The following is a 16261-nucleotide window of genomic DNA, read 5'->3' as shown; positions in this document are numbered from 1 at the left end:
TTCGTAACAGGCTATTTAATAGCTAATGAGTACCAACTAATAAGTACCAACCAATAAGTACCAACTAATAAGTACCAATCAATAAGTACCAATCAATAAGTACCAATCAATAAGGCGTTATTGGTTGGTATTTTTACTATTATACGCCGTGGTAGCAATAGCAATAGCAATAGCAATAGCAATAGACATGACAAGTTCAATACTGCGCTAGACAGTCTTTTGTCCTTAGTGACCCTGCTATCAACAGTAAGTTTTGATTTTAAACATTAACCGTCAAAGGTAGGTATTTATGTCAATTAAGACGCCAGCATTAATAACAGTACCAACAAAAAAACCAGACTCTAAAAAGACTTATGTGCTGGCGCTGGTCATCGCAAGTACTTCGTTGATGACCGGCTTATTAATGACCTCTATGACTACTCAGGCTGCAGGTCTAAGTGATCTATTTGGTAATAATGGCAATACGGCGCAATCGAAGTTTTTGCCTGTTGATAAAGCTTTTCAAGTGAGTAGTCGTTCTAAAGCGATGGCCAAGGGCACGCGTTTATCGATCGCTTTTGATATCACGCCAGGTCATTATGTTTATAAAGACCAGCTCACTTTAAATTTTCCTAAAGGCGTGAGCGCCACCCCGTTTACTTTTAGTCAGCCGCCAGTCTCAATTAATGATCCAACTTTTGGTCAGGTACCGGTGTTTACGCAAAAAAGCGTCGTGGCAACCACGACCTTGACCACCAATAATGGTAAAGGGGCGAAGAATGCACCGCTTATTATTGGTTGGCAAGGCTGTGCAGAAGCAGGATTATGCTACCCACCAGTGAAGATTAAAACCACGGTTGATATTACGGTGTCCCGCAAATAAATATTGAATAGGTCGATTCAAATATTAGTAATAAATAGGTAGCCCTTCATGTCCATCAAGACCCCAGACAGCATCCCATCATTAAAAGCATCGTCGCTAACTACAAATGGCCCTGCAAAAAAGTCTTATTTATTGGCATTTGTTATTGCTGGTAGCTCGTTGCTTACTGGACTGTCTGCGACGTCAATGACAACCCAAGCGGCAGGGTTGAGCGATCTATTTAGTAGCAAAAAAACGGATACCCAGCCTAAATTTTTGCCAGTGGATAAAGCCTTTCAAGTCAGTAGTAGCAGCAAACCTGCCAGTATTGGCACCCGGTTGGCCATTAACTTTGATATCACGCCTGAGCACTATGTCTATAGAGATCAAATTAAGCTAACCTTGCCTGCTGGCGTGACCGCCGGGCCTTTTAGCTTTAGTCAGTCTCCTAAGTCAATTGATGATCCAACATATGGACAAGTAGCCGTCTTTGATCAGGCCAATGTAGTGGCGACCACCACGCTGACCAGCAGTAATGGCAAAGCGCTAAATAGTGCAGCAATTGTCATTGGTTGGCAAGGTTGTGCGTATGCAGGCCTGTGCTATCCACCTGAAAAGATCAAAACTACCGTCAATATTGCGGCTGCACCGCAACAGTCCGCGGTAAATAACGTCGGCACTGCTGCCAGAAACTCTGCAACTAAAAATAATCTTGCGAATAACGCCCAAGAAAACCTTAATCCTGTGAATGGAGTGGTAGCTGCAGGTACGACGACAGCAGCAATTAGCAATGTAACTGATGCTAATGGCCTCACGTCTGACGCGGGGCAAGCGCTAACCGATGATGAGGTTATTGACTATGCCTTGATAGATGATGATTCTTTAGAATACAGCTCTCTAGAAGACAGCGCTCTAAATGAAAACACTGCCAATACAATTTCTGGGGCAGATGGTAGCGTATTAGGTGACGCTACTGACGGTGATGCCGGCGCAGTCGATAATTTAGTAGAAAGCGATCCGTTTGGGCTGGCTTCTCATCCGTGGTTGGCCTTAGGCTTATTGTTTTTAGCGGGTCTGGGCTTGGCCTTGACCCCATGCGTACTACCGATGTTGCCCATCGTCGCTAATATCGTCGCGCGTGAGGAAAACCCAACGGTCAAAAGAGGGGTTATCTTAACCACTAGCTATGCCATAGGGGTCGCCACTGCTTACGGTATCTTGGGGGCATTGATTGCGGTATTTGGCGAGTCATTAGGTATCATCGGCTGGCTACAAAATCCCATTATCTTAATCAGCTTTGCTATTATATTTGTATTACTCGGCCTATATATGCTTGGAGTATTTACGGTTCGTTTACCACGATTCATTACCCGTAAAATGCAAGGCTTAAGTCAAGCGGGTGATAGCAAGCTTGGTAGTACCGGCGGCAGTCTAGTGGCTGGGTTTTTATCCGCCTTGATCGTTTCACCCTGTGTGTCCGCACCATTATTTGGGGCACTACTGGCGGTGTCTACCATCGGTAGTCCGTTACTAGGATTTGTGGCTTTATTTATGCTGGGCTTTGGCTTATCAGCACCGTTGATATTAATTGGGGCTACCCAAGGGAAAATTATACCGAAAGCTGGCGAGTGGATGGACTGGGTCAAGCAAGGTTTTGCCTTATTGTTATTCGCAGTTGCCCTGCTATTGATTGAGCGGGTCTTTATCTCGCCAGTAATGCTACTGATATGGGCACTATGGTTCATGGTGGTTGTGACATGGGCATGGAGCTGGATCGGTAAAGGCCGAATGCTCACGCAAGCACTGGGCATGGTAGCGGGTATTTGGGCGGCCTGTTTGATCATCGGTGCAGCACTGGGTAATGATGATAGCTTGCATCCGTTAGCGTCATTAGGCGCGGCGTCAATGATGCTCCAATCGACTGATGGTCAATCTATAGGTAATAATAAATCGACCGATGAGACTATTACCACCCTAGCACAGCTAGACCTCATCACTGCTGCAACCCCTAAAGTCTTGGTCGATGTCACCGCTGAATGGTGTATTGAGTGCCGTATTATGGATAAAAATTTATTCTATAATCGTCCCGCGCAAATGCAGGGTTGGAAGCTGGTCAAATTAGACATCACTGAGACCAGCGCTGACTCTAAAGCTATTTTAGCGCGTTATCAGCTATTCGGTCCCCCAACGCTACTGTACTATCAAGAGGATCAGCTAGTTGCGAAGCAAGTGGGTGAAGTGGGTCGGCAAGAGTTTGAACAGACGTTGACTAGACTCAATAAATAACGCAATATGCTGAGGGGTATAGATTGATATAATTGATTCAATATAAAACAGAGCCACTGGTATAAAATTTTCTTGCTTGCTGTGCCTACCCAGACAGAGGCTACAAAAATCTTATACCAGCAGTACCCTAGCGTTTTTAAGGTAGTTCATCTATAAACTATGGCTACCAAGGTATAACGTTAGTTTTTACTCAACCATACCCTTAAGACTATCCAGATAAATTGACTCTATCTCTATGACTATTTTTAATGTGGTAGCTACAGTTGCCAGGCCAACGCAGCATTTATCAATTGGCGTACTGACGGGTTTGCTTGTTAGTGTAGTGCTGCTTAGCGCCTGCCAACCAAGCGACTCCGTGTCTGCTGACCAGCAAAACAACCTCCAAGGCAGCACTGACCAACCCGTTAATAATGATGGGGTCAGTGCTGTAGTTGAGGATGATTTATTCTCTGATATCGTTCCTACTTACGCAGACGCACCAACCGATGAGGCGATAGCAAGCGGCGTAGACGTTAACAGAGATTTCAGCGTCATAACGGTTGCTACTGCCTGTCAAAATGAGACGCTAGTCAATGCTTTTAAAGCACAGCAATCAGACCGACAGGTTAAAGGTTGTGGGATAATTATCAAGGCCTTGCCTGACGACAACGACGGTAGCCGCCATCAAAAAATACTGGTCGAGCTTGAGGGGGTTAGTCCGAAGCAGACGGTATTGTTGGTACACAATATCGATTTGGCACCGCGGGTCGCTGAGGTTTCCAAAGGAACTTCGCTGAGCTTTTATGGCGAGTATGTTTATAATAATAAGGGCGGCTTGGTACACTGGACCCATCACGATCCGGCTGCTCGCCGTCAAGGCGGCTGGATTGACAGTAATGGCGTACGCTATCAATAATCATTCAGGCATGACAGTTGATTATAGTTGCCTGCATCCCCTATTATCAGCCAGCTGTTAAGTTGCTATCAACTAACTATCAACTAACTATAAACTAAATATCAACTAATTATCAATCAATTCCAAGCCAAAAAATATATCCTATAAAATGACCATAGAATGCTCAATCGCTGCTAGCAACTGGGACACATTTTCGTTACAATAAATCAACAATTTTGAAGTCACTGTTGCTGTTCTCAATATCCAAGTCCTGTTTATTTTCTAGCTCATTTTTACTATCGTTTATTCTATTTCCTATGTTAGCGGTTACGATAACTTTTATGTTAGTTACCTCATATGTTAGTTACCTCATATGTTAGTTACCTCAGATACTCTGCTGGCTGCAATGCCAGTAAGATAAAGGACATCTATGTTTGCCAGTATGAATTCACCGCGCCAAAGCATTAACTATCAAGGTACGCCGACTTATTTAACTATGGCTATTGGTTTGACGCTCAGCTGTTTTGCGTTATCAGCACAAGCAGCCACTAACGATTCATCGAAGGTAGAACCGCTAGCGATAAATGCCTCTGAATCGCCACAGGCCATTTATAAGGGTTTAAACAATCCTAATGCTGACTTTAATGACAGTGAACTGGCTAATGATGCCTTTGTTGCTCAGCAGACTCGATTGTTTTTTGAATGCACTCAAGTGCAGACCAGTGCGGCGCGGCTAGCCTGTTTTGATAAGGTGTCGCAAGAAGGCAAAACCCCAAGTTACACTACTATTAAGCAGCCGGTAGATCTAGTAAAAACCTTTCAAAGTACGCTCTCAGGCAATCCACAAGTAGTATTAGCTGAGAATGTGATTACCATTAATGCTGCTGCAGGCGACGACGCCAAAACCCTGTCGGCGACCAACCAGCCATTCACCCAAGGCAACTTGGAAACGGGTGAGTTTGTCAAAGATGAAGCGCAAATTTTAGAAGAAGTGGGCGTTACTCAAGATGATATCGACAAGTTCAGCGCACTAAGTCTAGCCTATGATTTAGATAAAAACAGTGAGCGTGGCACTTATTCGGTACGTCCGCATCGTCCCATGTATTTGTTACCTTATTTTTATAATTTCAAACCCAACCGTAATCCTGGTAGCCCGACTCGACAGCTAGAAGAGCCTTTCACCTCCAATGAAATGCGCTCTACCGAGCTGAAGCTACAAGTGTCTCTTAAAACCAAAGTCGCTGAAGATCTATTTGGCACCAGCGCTGATATGTGGTTTGCTTATACTCAGCAGTCGCATTGGCAGGTCTACAATGAAGACAACTCACGACCTTTTCGTGCCACTGATTATGAGCCTGAAGTGTTCATCACTCAGCCTGTGAAAGCCAACTTACCGTTTGGTGGACGCTTGCGCATGCTAGGGGCAGGGGCGTCGCATCATTCTAATGGGCAGTCTGATCCTCTATCACGCTCGTGGAATCGGGTGTTTTTGATGGGTGCTGCTGAATGGGGCAATTTTTCTATTCTACCAAAACTTTGGACGCGAATAGGTGAAGAGAATGGCAGTGATGATGACAACTCTGATATCGAAGACTTCATGGGTTATGGCGATGTAACTTTCTTATATAACTTGCCAAGTAAACAAAGCATCGGTGGCACAGTACGCTACAATACCAAGACGGATAAGGGCGCAGTACAGCTTGACTATGTTTATCCCTTAACCAGTAATGTGAATGGCTATTTGCAAGTGTTCCATGGTTATGGCGAGTCTCTCATTGACTACAACCATGAAAATACTACCGTCGGTTTAGGGATAGTGTTGAATGACTGGAAAGGTTTGTAGACTACGTCGTTGAATGGCTTATGTCATTGAATAATTTATGTTGTTGCCTAAATAACAGGTATGGTGTTTTATGCGACGTTTAGCACCTTACCAAAGTGGACTATGGTTGGCAGAGTATCTAAGGGTAAACTGCCAGCTATGCCGCATTTATCGCAGCGCCCCTAATCCGCAACCCACCACCGAAAATCCGCCACATACTGATATCTTACATACCTTACGTACCTTACATACCAATCATTCCTTTATTGCCAACCTGCGCCGTCGATTTAATAACCGTTTTAGTAGCGGTCTGCTCTGTCCGCGCTGTCATAACAGCATCGCGTGGCTACCCGAACCCTTTCATGTTGATCTTGCTGCTGGCACCGCGCTGCCCATTCAAGCAGCTAGCTATTACGACTACCCTATACGCCAAGTCATCCGTGCCTTTAAGCAGCATGAAGATATGACCAAGCTGCCTTTATTGCTACACATCTTGCGTCAACTGCCACGGCCACATGGTTGTCATCGTGATAACAGTGTCATTGTTGCTATGCCGACTACCAATCAGCGGTTGATCAAACGTGGCTTTGATCCGGTCAGTATTTTATCCGCGCAACTGTCCAAGCATTGGCAAATACCACTGTGGCAAGGCATACAGCGGGTCGATGATACTATCAGTCAGCAAGGATTGAGCCGCGCTGAACGCTTAAGCAACCTAAACGATGCCTTTGCCTTAACTGAAAATCCACCAGTTAAGCGCTTTTTGTTATTTGATGATGTGGCCACAACAGGTGCTAGCTTACAAGCGCTAGGACGCACATTATATAATCAGTCTACTGGCTCCTCAGAAGCAAATTCGCACATTTCTTCTAATCCCACTAATGCTTACCACCTCTCCGCTTATACCCTCGCTCATGGCAGTCAATAACCATATTCCACAATCATAGCCCCATCATCTCTCACCACTAGCGTGTTGCTTATGTACTATCTTAACGTTATATTATTTATACAGTGGGTCTAAACTTGTGTTTAATCTCATTAGAGGCAATCGCAGTCTTCTCTTATATACAGCAACGACTAGTAATTATGGAACAAGAATTGCACTGGTTGTAATATAAAATCATTAACCATAGTTTTAGTAAATAAACCATATAATATCGATAAATTAGAGTAGGAATAGACACCTTAAAAATAAGGTGTTAATTACCATTGAACGATTAGCGGCATTTATAGCTAGTGGCACTCATAACTAGCGGCGCTTATATATAGGAATATGATGTGAGCGCACCTGTTAATAGCTTGTCATACCGATTCACGACCAGTTTAGGATTTACCCTAATTGAGTTGATGGTCACTATTGCCGTGCTGGCCATCATCGTGAGTATTGCCGCGCCCAATATCAGTACTCAGCTGGCCAATCAGCGGATCAAGTCAACGACGGCAACTTTAACGAATGCTCTAAAAGAAGCTAAAGTTGAAAGTGTCATCCGTCGGCAAGTTTTGACCTTGAGCGTTAATAACAATGGCACGGCTTTAGGTACTATTATCATCAGAGATCCTGGCCTAGATCAAAAATTAAACATAGTGGCTACTTATCAATATGATAGCAAAAGTACGATAAATTCTACACAAAGTAGTATTGAGTTCAAGCCTAGTAAAACCACAAATGAGAGAACTTATACCATTTGCGATAGTAATACTAGTATCAGCCCTAGACAAATTATAGTCAGTACTATTGCGAACATTACTAACAAGTTGGGAGGAACGTGCCCATGAACAGTTTTATCTCGCAGCGTGGTGTCGGATTGGTGGAAGTACTAGTGGCGTTACTGTTATTGGCAGTGGCGGTACTGGGATTTACAGCCATGCAAATGTCGGCAATCAAGGCAACAGATGAAAGCTTAATGCGTACACGCTCTTTGACTATCATGAGAGGAGGGGCGGAAACTATGCGTGCTAATCCAAGTGGTATTGCAGCCTTTAAAACAGCGATAAATGGGGCTTCGGATTCTATAAGTGTTGGTAGTGTGAGTATAACAAAAGATAGTTGCGTGAAGAATACGAGTACTGTACCCATACCAGCAGATAGTTGTACTATCAATCAACTTGCGACACGTGATGGGTTATTAATTAAATCATATGCAACTGCAAATGACATTACTATTGGCTTAGTACCTGATGGTTGTCCTGGTACGTCAGGCAACCAAGAACGTCAATGCTTTGTGGCTACCTGGGGAGATACCACAGTGGCATTAGATGATACTTTAGCAAATGCTTGTGCCAATGCCAACGGCACTTATAAGAATGGAGCAGAGTGCTTCATTATGGAGGCTTACTGATGCTATCCAATCATAATTATGAATATATTTACGACCGTCAGGCAGGTTTTACATTAATAGAGTTAATGGTTTCTTTAGTGCTGGGACTTCTCATTTCCGCGGCTGTTATACAAATATATATAGTTAATATAAGAACGAGTAGTATCCAATCTAGTGGCAGTGAATTACAAGATGCAAGTGTATTTGGATTACAGCAGCTAGAAAAAAATGTTCGCTTAGCAAATTTAGGCAATCCTTCTACTCAAATCGACGGTACCACAGTCAATGGTGGTGTTGTATTAACGGGTGCTAACCTTGGTATTACCTCTGCACCTCTTATTAATACAGACTATCTAACGAGACGTGCTGGTGATACTCCTAACGGCACAAACGGATGGACAGGTATCTCCAACACAGCTATAAATAGTGATCAATTGACTATTCAGTATATAAATATAACAGGCAGTCCACTGAGAGACTGTGAAGGGTCGGTTGCTGCTGTTAACGATATCATCGTTGAGCGTTATTTTTTGCGACTAGCAACGGGCAATACTAGCAGTGGCGCTATCAAAAATTTAGTATTAGCCTGTGACGCAGGGCGCGTTAATAAAACAGGTGGCATAGAAGTTGTGACATCAGCAAGTGATTCGCGTAACTTTGGTCAAGCAGGACAAGAGTTTATGGTGAATGTTGATCAGTTTAAAGTTTTATTGGGTACACAAGCAACAGCCTCTACTAGCGTAGGACAGATGATGTATTTACCTAGCAGTGCCTATCTTAAAATAACAGCCGATAAGCCTGCCATAACGTCTATTAAGATGGGTTTTATTGTTCACGGTAGCACTCCTATATTAGGTAGTGATGATCAAACATCGTTTACCTTATTAGGTCAAAGCAACGTACTAAAAACAGATACCAGCCGTCAAAAACAAGTACGTACCACTTATGAGACTACAACTTTATTGCGCAACGCACGTGTGATAAGCATAAGTACTAGCTTATAACGTTTTAGTAGAGAGGCTAAAAATGGTTCATCGCTATTATTCATCAAGCGCAACAGGAAAAAATATCAATATGAACATGACATATCGGAGCTCCGAGCGAGGCGCAACGCTGATAGTGGTCTTGTTGTTTTTAGTGCTTATAATGCTAGCAGGTGCAATAGCGGTTAGACAAAGCAATACAAATCTTAAAGTTGCGACTAGTGATCAAATCAATACGGTTTTATTACAGTCATCAGATAGCGCTAACCAAAAGTTAGAGATGATGATTAATGGTAGTCCAACCACTTCTGAATACCAGGATGTGGTAAGTGTGGCAGGCGTATTTGGTCATTTTTTATTGAATCCAAATAATGCAAAAAACGAATTTATCTATTGCTTCAATCCCCGTACAAAAAGATATTTGACAGCAAATGCGACAGTTAGACAACCTGATGGTGGATACTGGAGCAGTATGAACAGTGGTATATGCGATTATACAAAAGCAGGCGACTATACAAGTGCTAGACAAACCGTTATGACTCAGATGAGTGTTACAGTCACTCCCACCAGTCCTAATGCCGAAAGGTTTGGGCATGTGGTTGTTGGTAAAGAAGTCGAGGATAGAACCAGTAAAAAATACAAATTCGACATTAGAGCCACTTCTGCACTACCTGCCTATAGTGAACCTAAAGTAAGTAGTGATAAGTGCTTTGAGCAAACTAGTATCAAGGCTAATGTAGCAGCGAATAAAAAATCATTGAATGAGTGTATGTTAGCGGCTACAACCCCAAGCAAAATGTTATATGAGCAAGCGGATGTTGAGAACGTATCTTCCTCTACCGTATGTATTCCATTTGGTAAAGGCACATTAAATCCAAAATGTGTACTCTCACCAACATCTTAGTTAATTTACTCATTGTACTTATCTCCCATAAGGATAATCGTCATGAAACGACTTGACAACATACCGCTAGCTACTGACAAAATTGCGTTATCACTGAAGTGTTTAGTCGTTGTCGTGGCTTCTATGATGTCTGTATCGGTAGCAAGTGCAGATGTATTAGGTAAAAAAATCGGTGATTTAGAAATATACAAAGCTGCTGAAGGCGGTAAAACTACGATTACTATGATGTTGGATACTTCAGGTAGTATGGCTGCTAACGTTACTATAAATGCCTGCGACATGCCTTCAGGAGTATCTTCTAATAGAGTTAGAACTGAAGACTCTTCCACTACACCAACTTATCCTAGAAGATATTGTGAGACAAATAATAGGTACTTTTATCGCTTGTCTCCTGCCCCTGAAAACCAGTGGTATCGTTGCGGGATTAATGATGGTTCTGGTAATAACGATTATAGTTTTGCCATTTGTGATACGACCATTGCCAACCCTCTAATTGGTAATGAATACGGCGTTATAACATCTGGTAGTAGTAATAGATATTACTACAAAGACAAGTTTTATGATCGCTTAACTCGTCTAAAAGATGCACTCTTTACCTTGATGGATAATACTCAAATAGATGCTAATAAAGTAGCTATTGGTATTGGTCAGTACTCTACACAAAGTGGCATTAATAATATATATACAAGTGCTGATGGCACGAGCGGTAAGATAGTTGTACCCGCAAAGCTAGTTGATCAAGCACAACGTAATGATATTAAAAGAGCAGTTGCAGCACTAATAGGAGAGAACGGAACACCGACAGCTAATGCCTATGCTGAAGTCGGTGCATATATGCTAGGGAAGAATACGTCGGCTTCGTTTCCTTCTTTTAGAGAAGAGTATATTAAGGTAAATAACCTTAATATATATTATGAATGTTCGAGTTGGAATAATAATGGTTTAAACTGTTCGCAATATTTTGTTAATTCATTTATTACAAGTACAGCAGGTTTTAAATTTGCCTCATGCCAAAACAATAACTTATTTATCTGCTTAATAAAAAATTCACAATCTGCAGAAGACTTAGGATACAGTGGTTTCGCAAAATCTACCAGAGATTCAAAATCTGGAGCCAATTATATTAGTCCACTATCATCGCCCTCTAGCTGCGATGGACGTGGTATTTACTTTTTGACCGATGGTGAGCCGAATAGCTCTCCCAACCCTCTACCTTTAATGAAATCCGCTTTAGGCTCTTCATCGTTCAGTTTACCGTCAGTCACATTGCCTAATGGTAGTCAAAACAATAATGGTATGCCCGAAGTCGGCGCATTTGCCCAAGCCTTACGTGACCCAACAAAGAATCCATTGGGTACAGATCGAGAAATATTCACCGCAGTGGTTGGTTTTGGTTCAGTCTTTGATGTTAATAGAGCTATAGATGCAGCTAAGCCTCCAGTAGATCGAGTCATTCGCAACCTTCCTTATACCAATCCAAAAACAGGTGTTACAGCAAATCGTGATTTTTATAATTGCGAAAATATTACTAATACTGATGCTAAAAATGCTTGTAATTGGGGCGAAAAAGCGAATACTTCTTTACCAGGTGTCGGTGGCTTCGGTGAAGGAGGATTTTATTCGGCTCAGTCTACAGACGATATTGTCAACAGTATCATAACCTTTGTAAGTGATTTGAATCAAACCTTACCGTCTACGCCATCAGGTACTATTATCATTCCAGATGATCCTTATCGTGCTGATAGTCAGCTCGCTGTTGCCTACTACCCAACTATACAACCCAAAGTAGCTGATAATGCAGTGATTTGGGAAGGCAATATGAAAAAGTATAGTCTAAATGAAGGCACGCTCTTTGGTAAGAATAATATCAAATTATTCAAAAATATAGCGGGTGAGCTAAATCCAGCGGCACAAGACTTGTGGTCAGATCAGAACTATCCTAGTGCCAATGACAAAGTAGAGTCTGGGGGATTTTACTCACAATTAAATACGCCTGCCTCTGGTGTTGCCTCAGTCAGAACCTTGTATGTAGAGGATTGGATTAGTGTCATTGATAAAAAACCAGTCCTAAAAAAGGTAAGTGTTAATGGTTCAGGGAAAGTATTGGTTAATAATGCTGTATTAACTAATACTTCTTTTAACGATACGAGTACCTATAATCAAACAACTTTAAGAAAGCTACTAAATTTTTTAGGGTTTGAAAACCTCCCTGCGACAACGATAGATGTCAAAGATATGACACTTACCAATGCTAATGCGACCCAACCGATTAAAGTGTTGGGTGCTACGATACATTCTACTCCTGCTTCAGTATCGTATTCTGCAACGCTAGATGCTGATGGTAAAGTTACTACTACGCGTGATGATTATGTGTTGTTTGGCTCAACCGAAGGTGGTTTGCATTTAGTTAATGCTGACAATTCAAGTACTGGCGGTAATGGTGGCAAAGAGAAGTTTGTCATTGTTCCAAAAGAGATGTTAAAAAACTCAAGTCAGTTAGATTCACTCATTAAAGGCGCAACTAAAGCTGCTCTAGGGTCACCGAACTTTGGTATTGATGCTCCTTGGTTAGTAACCGCTGATTATAAGTATGATTTTCCTGCTAAAAAAGTCAATATTGACAAGACTGGTAACAAAGGTCTCTTTGCTTACGGCGGTTTACGCATGGGTGGTGAGGCTTTTTATGGTCTAGATATCCATGATAATGATAACCCTAGCATGATGTTTTCTATTACGCCAACGACTACAGGTTTTAGTCGTATGGGCCAGATTTGGTCAAAGCCTACCAAAGCTAAAATAAAAACCAGTACCTCGGACACTGGAACTGATGTATTGGTGTTCGGTGGTGGTTACGATACGTGTTATGAAAACGAAGGTTTTCAAGTTGGCGTGACAGATACTTCATTAAGCAGTGGATGTTCAGGAATAGCTTTGACTAAAGGTAATGCGGTATACATCATAAATGCCAAAACAGGTGAGCTATTATGGTCTGCCTCTAGTAGTGGGAGTCCATCAAAGACCGTCGCTACCATGACAAATAGTATTGTTGCTGGTATCACTACCTTAGATCGTGACAATGATGGCTTTATGGATCATATTTATTTTGCAGATCTAGGGGGTCAACTATTTCGTGCTGATTTTACCAATGCTGGTTTTGTTAAGCCTACCTCATCAACAACAACATCACCTGAATCTTCTTTCACCAACACCCGAGTCACTCGTGTTCTCAAGAGTGCCTATACAGGTAACGATACGAAATACAGCTATCGCTTTTACCAGCGTCCCGTTGTGAGCTTCTATCGTAACCCGACAACCAACACACTATTTGCATTAGTTAATATGATTTCAGGGGATCGTAGCTCGCCTTTATCTAAGATACGCGATATCAGCAAAGCCGATAGGCTCTACGGTATTATAGATAGTGACGTGACCAAGGCAGACAATATCTTTTATGCTAGCAATTTTACCACTGCTGGTGGTCAGACAGTAGTGGACTTGGTAGGTGATAGTTCAAGAAATAGTGACTTAGTCGAACTACCATCAGCCATAGGTACTCTTACTGCTTCAGGATATACATTGGCTCAAAAAAATTCAGTTATTAGTATCTTGCAAGCAGGCACAAAACAGGGTTGGTACTATCCTCTGACTCGTTTTGACGGCTACGGTAATGTCAGATATACCAAAGGTATTGGTAAATCTGAAGTGGTCGACAGCTTCCTGTATACGACAGTTTATAATCCGGATATGAGCTACGGTGCTGTAGACTCTTGTTCTGCCAAAATCACCGGTGGTTCAGAGAGACAGCTTTATTGCTTACCTTACGGTATCTGTACTGATATAGGTTCTAAGAACGGTACTGGCGGATTTATTAGGGCAGGTAAAGGCATCCAAGAGCTTACTCTAGGACCACGTAGCTCGACCCTTTCTAATCAACGCTTGCTTATTGGTACGCAGACATTGATTGAAAGTACTAATGATCGAGTCGGGTTTGGAACAGATAGCGGTAAGGGTGTTTACGACCCTAATCCTCAAGGTCTGACACAAGGTTTGACAGCTGGTGATCAATTAATTGGTAACGGAACTGCTCCTAGTTTGATATTTAATGATCGTTTTATTCTACAGCCAAAAATATGGTACGAAGTAGACTGATAGGATAGTTATATGAGCATAAAAGCGCTAAAACACCAGTCAGGCTTTACGCTCATTGAGCTGATGGTCGTGGTATCTATTATAGCTATCTTAGCAGTTATCGCTATTCCGTCGTACCGGCAATATGTTGTAAAAAACGCGGAGTCACAAGCGCAAGTACGTATGCAACAGTTGGAGATAGAGCTCAACCGTTGGCGCGCTACTGCCCTGACTTATAAAGGCTTTCAGCCAAGACAATTGGCTAATGATGGCACTATTAGTTATGGTTATGATGATAAACCTGTCAACAAAACTATCTATGAGCCGGCGGGTAGCGATATCACAAATTATCGCTACAAGATTACTCTAGTAGATAGCAGTACTGGCAATAGCTTAGCACCTACGAGCAGTAGTTATTCTACTGCAGGCAACGCATGGCGTATGCTAGCAGAACCAAGTGCGTCACTAGTAAGTTCAAACGCTTACATCATCATGACCAATAGCACAGGCTTACAGTGTAAAAGTAAAGATAGAGCAACCTCTAATATCTCAGTAAACTGTGGCATTGGACAGGAAATCTGGTAATCAACTTCTAAAATAATAATAGATAAGCTAAAGCACTAAATAATAATGGAAATATTATGTCTATTGCACTAAAACAATCCAGTGGCTTCACTCTCATAGAGATGATGATTGTCGTCGCTATCATCGGTATACTTGCTGCTATCGCTTATCCTAATTATCAACGCTATGTTATCAAGACCAAACGTACTGATATGATGAGTGAGATGCACAATATTGCCAGCGAGATTAACAGTCGTAAGCTGGCGCAAGGTAAATATAGTAATGCGTTAAAGACAGGTCTTGAAGGCGATTACCCTAGACAGGGTAGTGCGCTATATAGTATTGCTATTAGTCCAGATCCACTGACCGCAAAATGGACGATCACTGCGACGCCTAGACCTAATACTCAGATGGTGGGTGACGGGGCACTAAGTCTTAATTATCAAGGCATAAAATGCCGAGTAGCAGTTTGTGGCACGGGTAATGAGTGGAACTAAGTTATCGCTAATGAAACTTTGGCTATTACTGGCCATACCTGACAAAAAACGTCATATAAACTTACAATATACGCATAAAACTTACCTAAAGTGACAATTTTTAGCAATAATAGCGCAATATTAACAATTGAATAAACTTTGTTAAGATAAGGATGACCATAAATAGAGCCTACCGTTCACGCGTTAGACTTTTTTGCCGATATAAGACGATTAATTTGCTATACAAGGCTTCCAGTATCTTAATCAAGCATTATAAGACCACTAAAGTAAGAATACTTGTCGCATTTCTCAGGAATACTAAAAAATTGGCACGCTACCTGCAACAATAATAGTAAGACAGTCAGCATGTTAAATTATTAACTTCGACTGACATTTATAATATTAATCATTAATGGCAGTTGGTGACGCTAAATAGCGTAACAATCAACCGGTCATCACCTTATTACAAAGGCATGCTTATGAACGCTCAAAAAGGTTTTACCCTAATCGAACTAATGATCGTTGTTGCTATTATCGGTATCTTGGCTGCGATTGCGATTCCTGCTTACCAGGATTATACCGCTAAAGCAAAAGCTTCATCTGCTCTAGCCGAAGTGGCGGCATTGAAAACGAATTATGAATTAGTTTATAATGAAGGTGTTAAAGCATTGGACCTAGCAGCTGTAGGAGGCCAAACACCGACAGGTAATTGTGCCACTATGGCAGTTAAACCACCTACAGCTAATACTGACGGTTCAGGTGCAGCCACAGAAACGGAAGGCGCGATTTCATGTATTATTAAAAATCCGGGACGTTTAGCAACAACAGCGGCAGCAGAACCAGTTATTCGCTTGGATCGTACAGTCGCAGGTACTTTCGTATGTAAGTCTACTATTGCTACAGATTTCTTACCATCCGGTTGCACCGCCCCTTAATAGTTTAAGATGAGCAGTAAGCGCAGGCTGCTACTTTAGACTAGCTCATAGTCCAAACACGCTACATATTACCTAAAAAGCTAAACGTCATGTTTAGCTTTTTTTATTGTTTGATAATCATAATTTTATA

13 protein-coding genes are annotated in these 16261 nt (G+C 41.9%); all 13 read left to right on the top strand.

Annotated features, from left to right (window positions below; translation table 11 throughout):
- The first annotated feature begins 289 nt into the window (after positions 1 to 289).
- The 13 genes from H4W00_RS01000 (at position 290) to H4W00_RS00940 (ending at position 16131) form a co-directional block, all read left to right on the top strand.
- Entirely contained in the window at positions 290 to 862 is a 573-nt protein-coding gene (locus tag H4W00_RS01000; RefSeq protein WP_209955593.1) for a protein-disulfide reductase DsbD N-terminal domain-containing protein, read from the top strand.
- A 48-nt stretch (positions 863 to 910) separates the two neighbouring features.
- Positions 911 to 3127 (top strand): cytochrome c biogenesis protein CcdA, encoded by a 2217-nt coding sequence (locus tag H4W00_RS00995; protein ID WP_209955590.1) that lies wholly within the window; start codon positions 911 to 913, stop codon positions 3125 to 3127.
- 235 nt (positions 3128 to 3362) lie between these two features.
- Positions 3363 to 4022, top strand: a complete 660-nt coding sequence (locus H4W00_RS00990; protein WP_209955588.1) for a DUF3465 domain-containing protein — start codon at positions 3363 to 3365, stop codon at positions 4020 to 4022.
- A 409-nt stretch (positions 4023 to 4431) separates the two neighbouring features.
- Complete coding sequence (locus tag H4W00_RS00985; protein WP_209955586.1) at positions 4432 to 5844, top strand: phospholipase A; 1413 nt, start codon at positions 4432 to 4434, stop codon at positions 5842 to 5844.
- 70 nt (positions 5845 to 5914) lie between these two features.
- Positions 5915 to 6751 (top strand): ComF family protein, encoded by an 837-nt coding sequence (locus H4W00_RS00980; protein ID WP_209955584.1) that lies wholly within the window; start codon positions 5915 to 5917, stop codon positions 6749 to 6751.
- Between the two features lie 350 nt (positions 6752 to 7101).
- The gene (locus H4W00_RS00975) at positions 7102 to 7599 is read left to right on the top strand and encodes a pilus assembly FimT family protein (protein ID WP_334684833.1); all 498 of its coding nucleotides are present in this window, start codon (positions 7102 to 7104) and stop codon (positions 7597 to 7599) included.
- Positions 7596 to 8162 (top strand): type IV pilus modification protein PilV, encoded by a 567-nt coding sequence (pilV, locus tag H4W00_RS00970; RefSeq protein WP_209955583.1) that lies wholly within the window; start codon positions 7596 to 7598, stop codon positions 8160 to 8162. Before H4W00_RS00975 ends, pilV begins: the two co-directional genes overlap by 4 nt.
- Positions 8162 to 9145 carry a prepilin-type N-terminal cleavage/methylation domain-containing protein gene (locus tag H4W00_RS00965; protein ID WP_209955581.1) on the top strand — a complete coding sequence of 328 codons (984 nt, stop codon included), beginning with the start codon at positions 8162 to 8164 and terminating at the stop codon, positions 9143 to 9145. The genes pilV and H4W00_RS00965 overlap by 1 nt, the downstream gene beginning before the upstream one ends.
- Before the next feature lie 22 nt (positions 9146 to 9167).
- Positions 9168 to 10028: a pilus assembly protein PilX gene (locus tag H4W00_RS00960; protein ID WP_334684832.1), complete on the top strand. Its 861-nt coding sequence runs from the start codon at positions 9168 to 9170 to the stop codon at positions 10026 to 10028.
- Between the two features lie 42 nt (positions 10029 to 10070).
- The gene (locus tag H4W00_RS00955) at positions 10071 to 14177 is read left to right on the top strand and encodes a pilus assembly protein PilY (RefSeq protein ID WP_334684831.1); all 4107 of its coding nucleotides are present in this window, start codon (positions 10071 to 10073) and stop codon (positions 14175 to 14177) included.
- Between the two features lie 12 nt (positions 14178 to 14189).
- Entirely contained in the window at positions 14190 to 14741 is a 552-nt protein-coding gene (locus tag H4W00_RS00950) for a type IV pilin protein (protein WP_209955579.1), read from the top strand.
- A 56-nt stretch (positions 14742 to 14797) separates the two neighbouring features.
- Positions 14798 to 15217 carry a type IV pilin protein gene (locus tag H4W00_RS00945; protein WP_209955577.1) on the top strand — a complete coding sequence of 140 codons (420 nt, stop codon included), beginning with the start codon at positions 14798 to 14800 and terminating at the stop codon, positions 15215 to 15217.
- A 458-nt stretch (positions 15218 to 15675) separates the two neighbouring features.
- Positions 15676 to 16131 (top strand): pilin, encoded by a 456-nt coding sequence (locus tag H4W00_RS00940; protein ID WP_209955574.1) that lies wholly within the window; start codon positions 15676 to 15678, stop codon positions 16129 to 16131.
- Positions 16132 to 16261 lie beyond the last annotated feature (130 nt).

Source organism: Psychrobacter sp. PL19 (assembly GCF_017875835.1).
Classification (GTDB): Bacteria; Pseudomonadota; Gammaproteobacteria; order Pseudomonadales; family Moraxellaceae; genus Psychrobacter.
Note: the sequence above shows the minus strand (reverse complement) of the source record. Positions and strands in the feature narration are given on the sequence as shown.

Bases quoted from the DNA above. Each gene is read 5' to 3' on its own strand.
- H4W00_RS00945 (WP_209955577.1), top strand. From the start codon at position 14,798: ATGTCTATTGCACTAAAACAATCCAGTGGCTTCACTCTCATAGAGATG.
- pilV (WP_209955583.1), top strand. From the start codon at position 7,596: ATGAACAGTTTTATCTCGCAGCGTGGTGTCGGATTGGTGGAAGTACTA.
- H4W00_RS00950 (WP_209955579.1), top strand. From the start codon at position 14,190: ATGAGCATAAAAGCGCTAAAACACCAGTCAGGCTTTACGCTCATTGAG.
- H4W00_RS00940 (WP_209955574.1), top strand. From the start codon at position 15,676: ATGAACGCTCAAAAAGGTTTTACCCTAATCGAACTAATGATCGTTGTT.
- H4W00_RS00965 (WP_209955581.1), top strand. From the start codon at position 8,162: ATGCTATCCAATCATAATTATGAATATATTTACGACCGTCAGGCAGGT.
- H4W00_RS00960 (WP_334684832.1), top strand. From the start codon at position 9,168: ATGGTTCATCGCTATTATTCATCAAGCGCAACAGGAAAAAATATCAAT.
- H4W00_RS00985 (WP_209955586.1), top strand. From the start codon at position 4,432: ATGTTTGCCAGTATGAATTCACCGCGCCAAAGCATTAACTATCAAGGT.
- H4W00_RS00995 (WP_209955590.1), top strand. From the start codon at position 911: ATGTCCATCAAGACCCCAGACAGCATCCCATCATTAAAAGCATCGTCG.
- H4W00_RS00980 (WP_209955584.1), top strand. From the start codon at position 5,915: ATGCGACGTTTAGCACCTTACCAAAGTGGACTATGGTTGGCAGAGTAT.
- H4W00_RS00955 (WP_334684831.1), top strand. From the start codon at position 10,071: ATGAAACGACTTGACAACATACCGCTAGCTACTGACAAAATTGCGTTA.
- H4W00_RS00990 (WP_209955588.1), top strand. From the start codon at position 3,363: ATGACTATTTTTAATGTGGTAGCTACAGTTGCCAGGCCAACGCAGCAT.
- H4W00_RS01000 (WP_209955593.1), top strand. From the start codon at position 290: ATGTCAATTAAGACGCCAGCATTAATAACAGTACCAACAAAAAAACCA.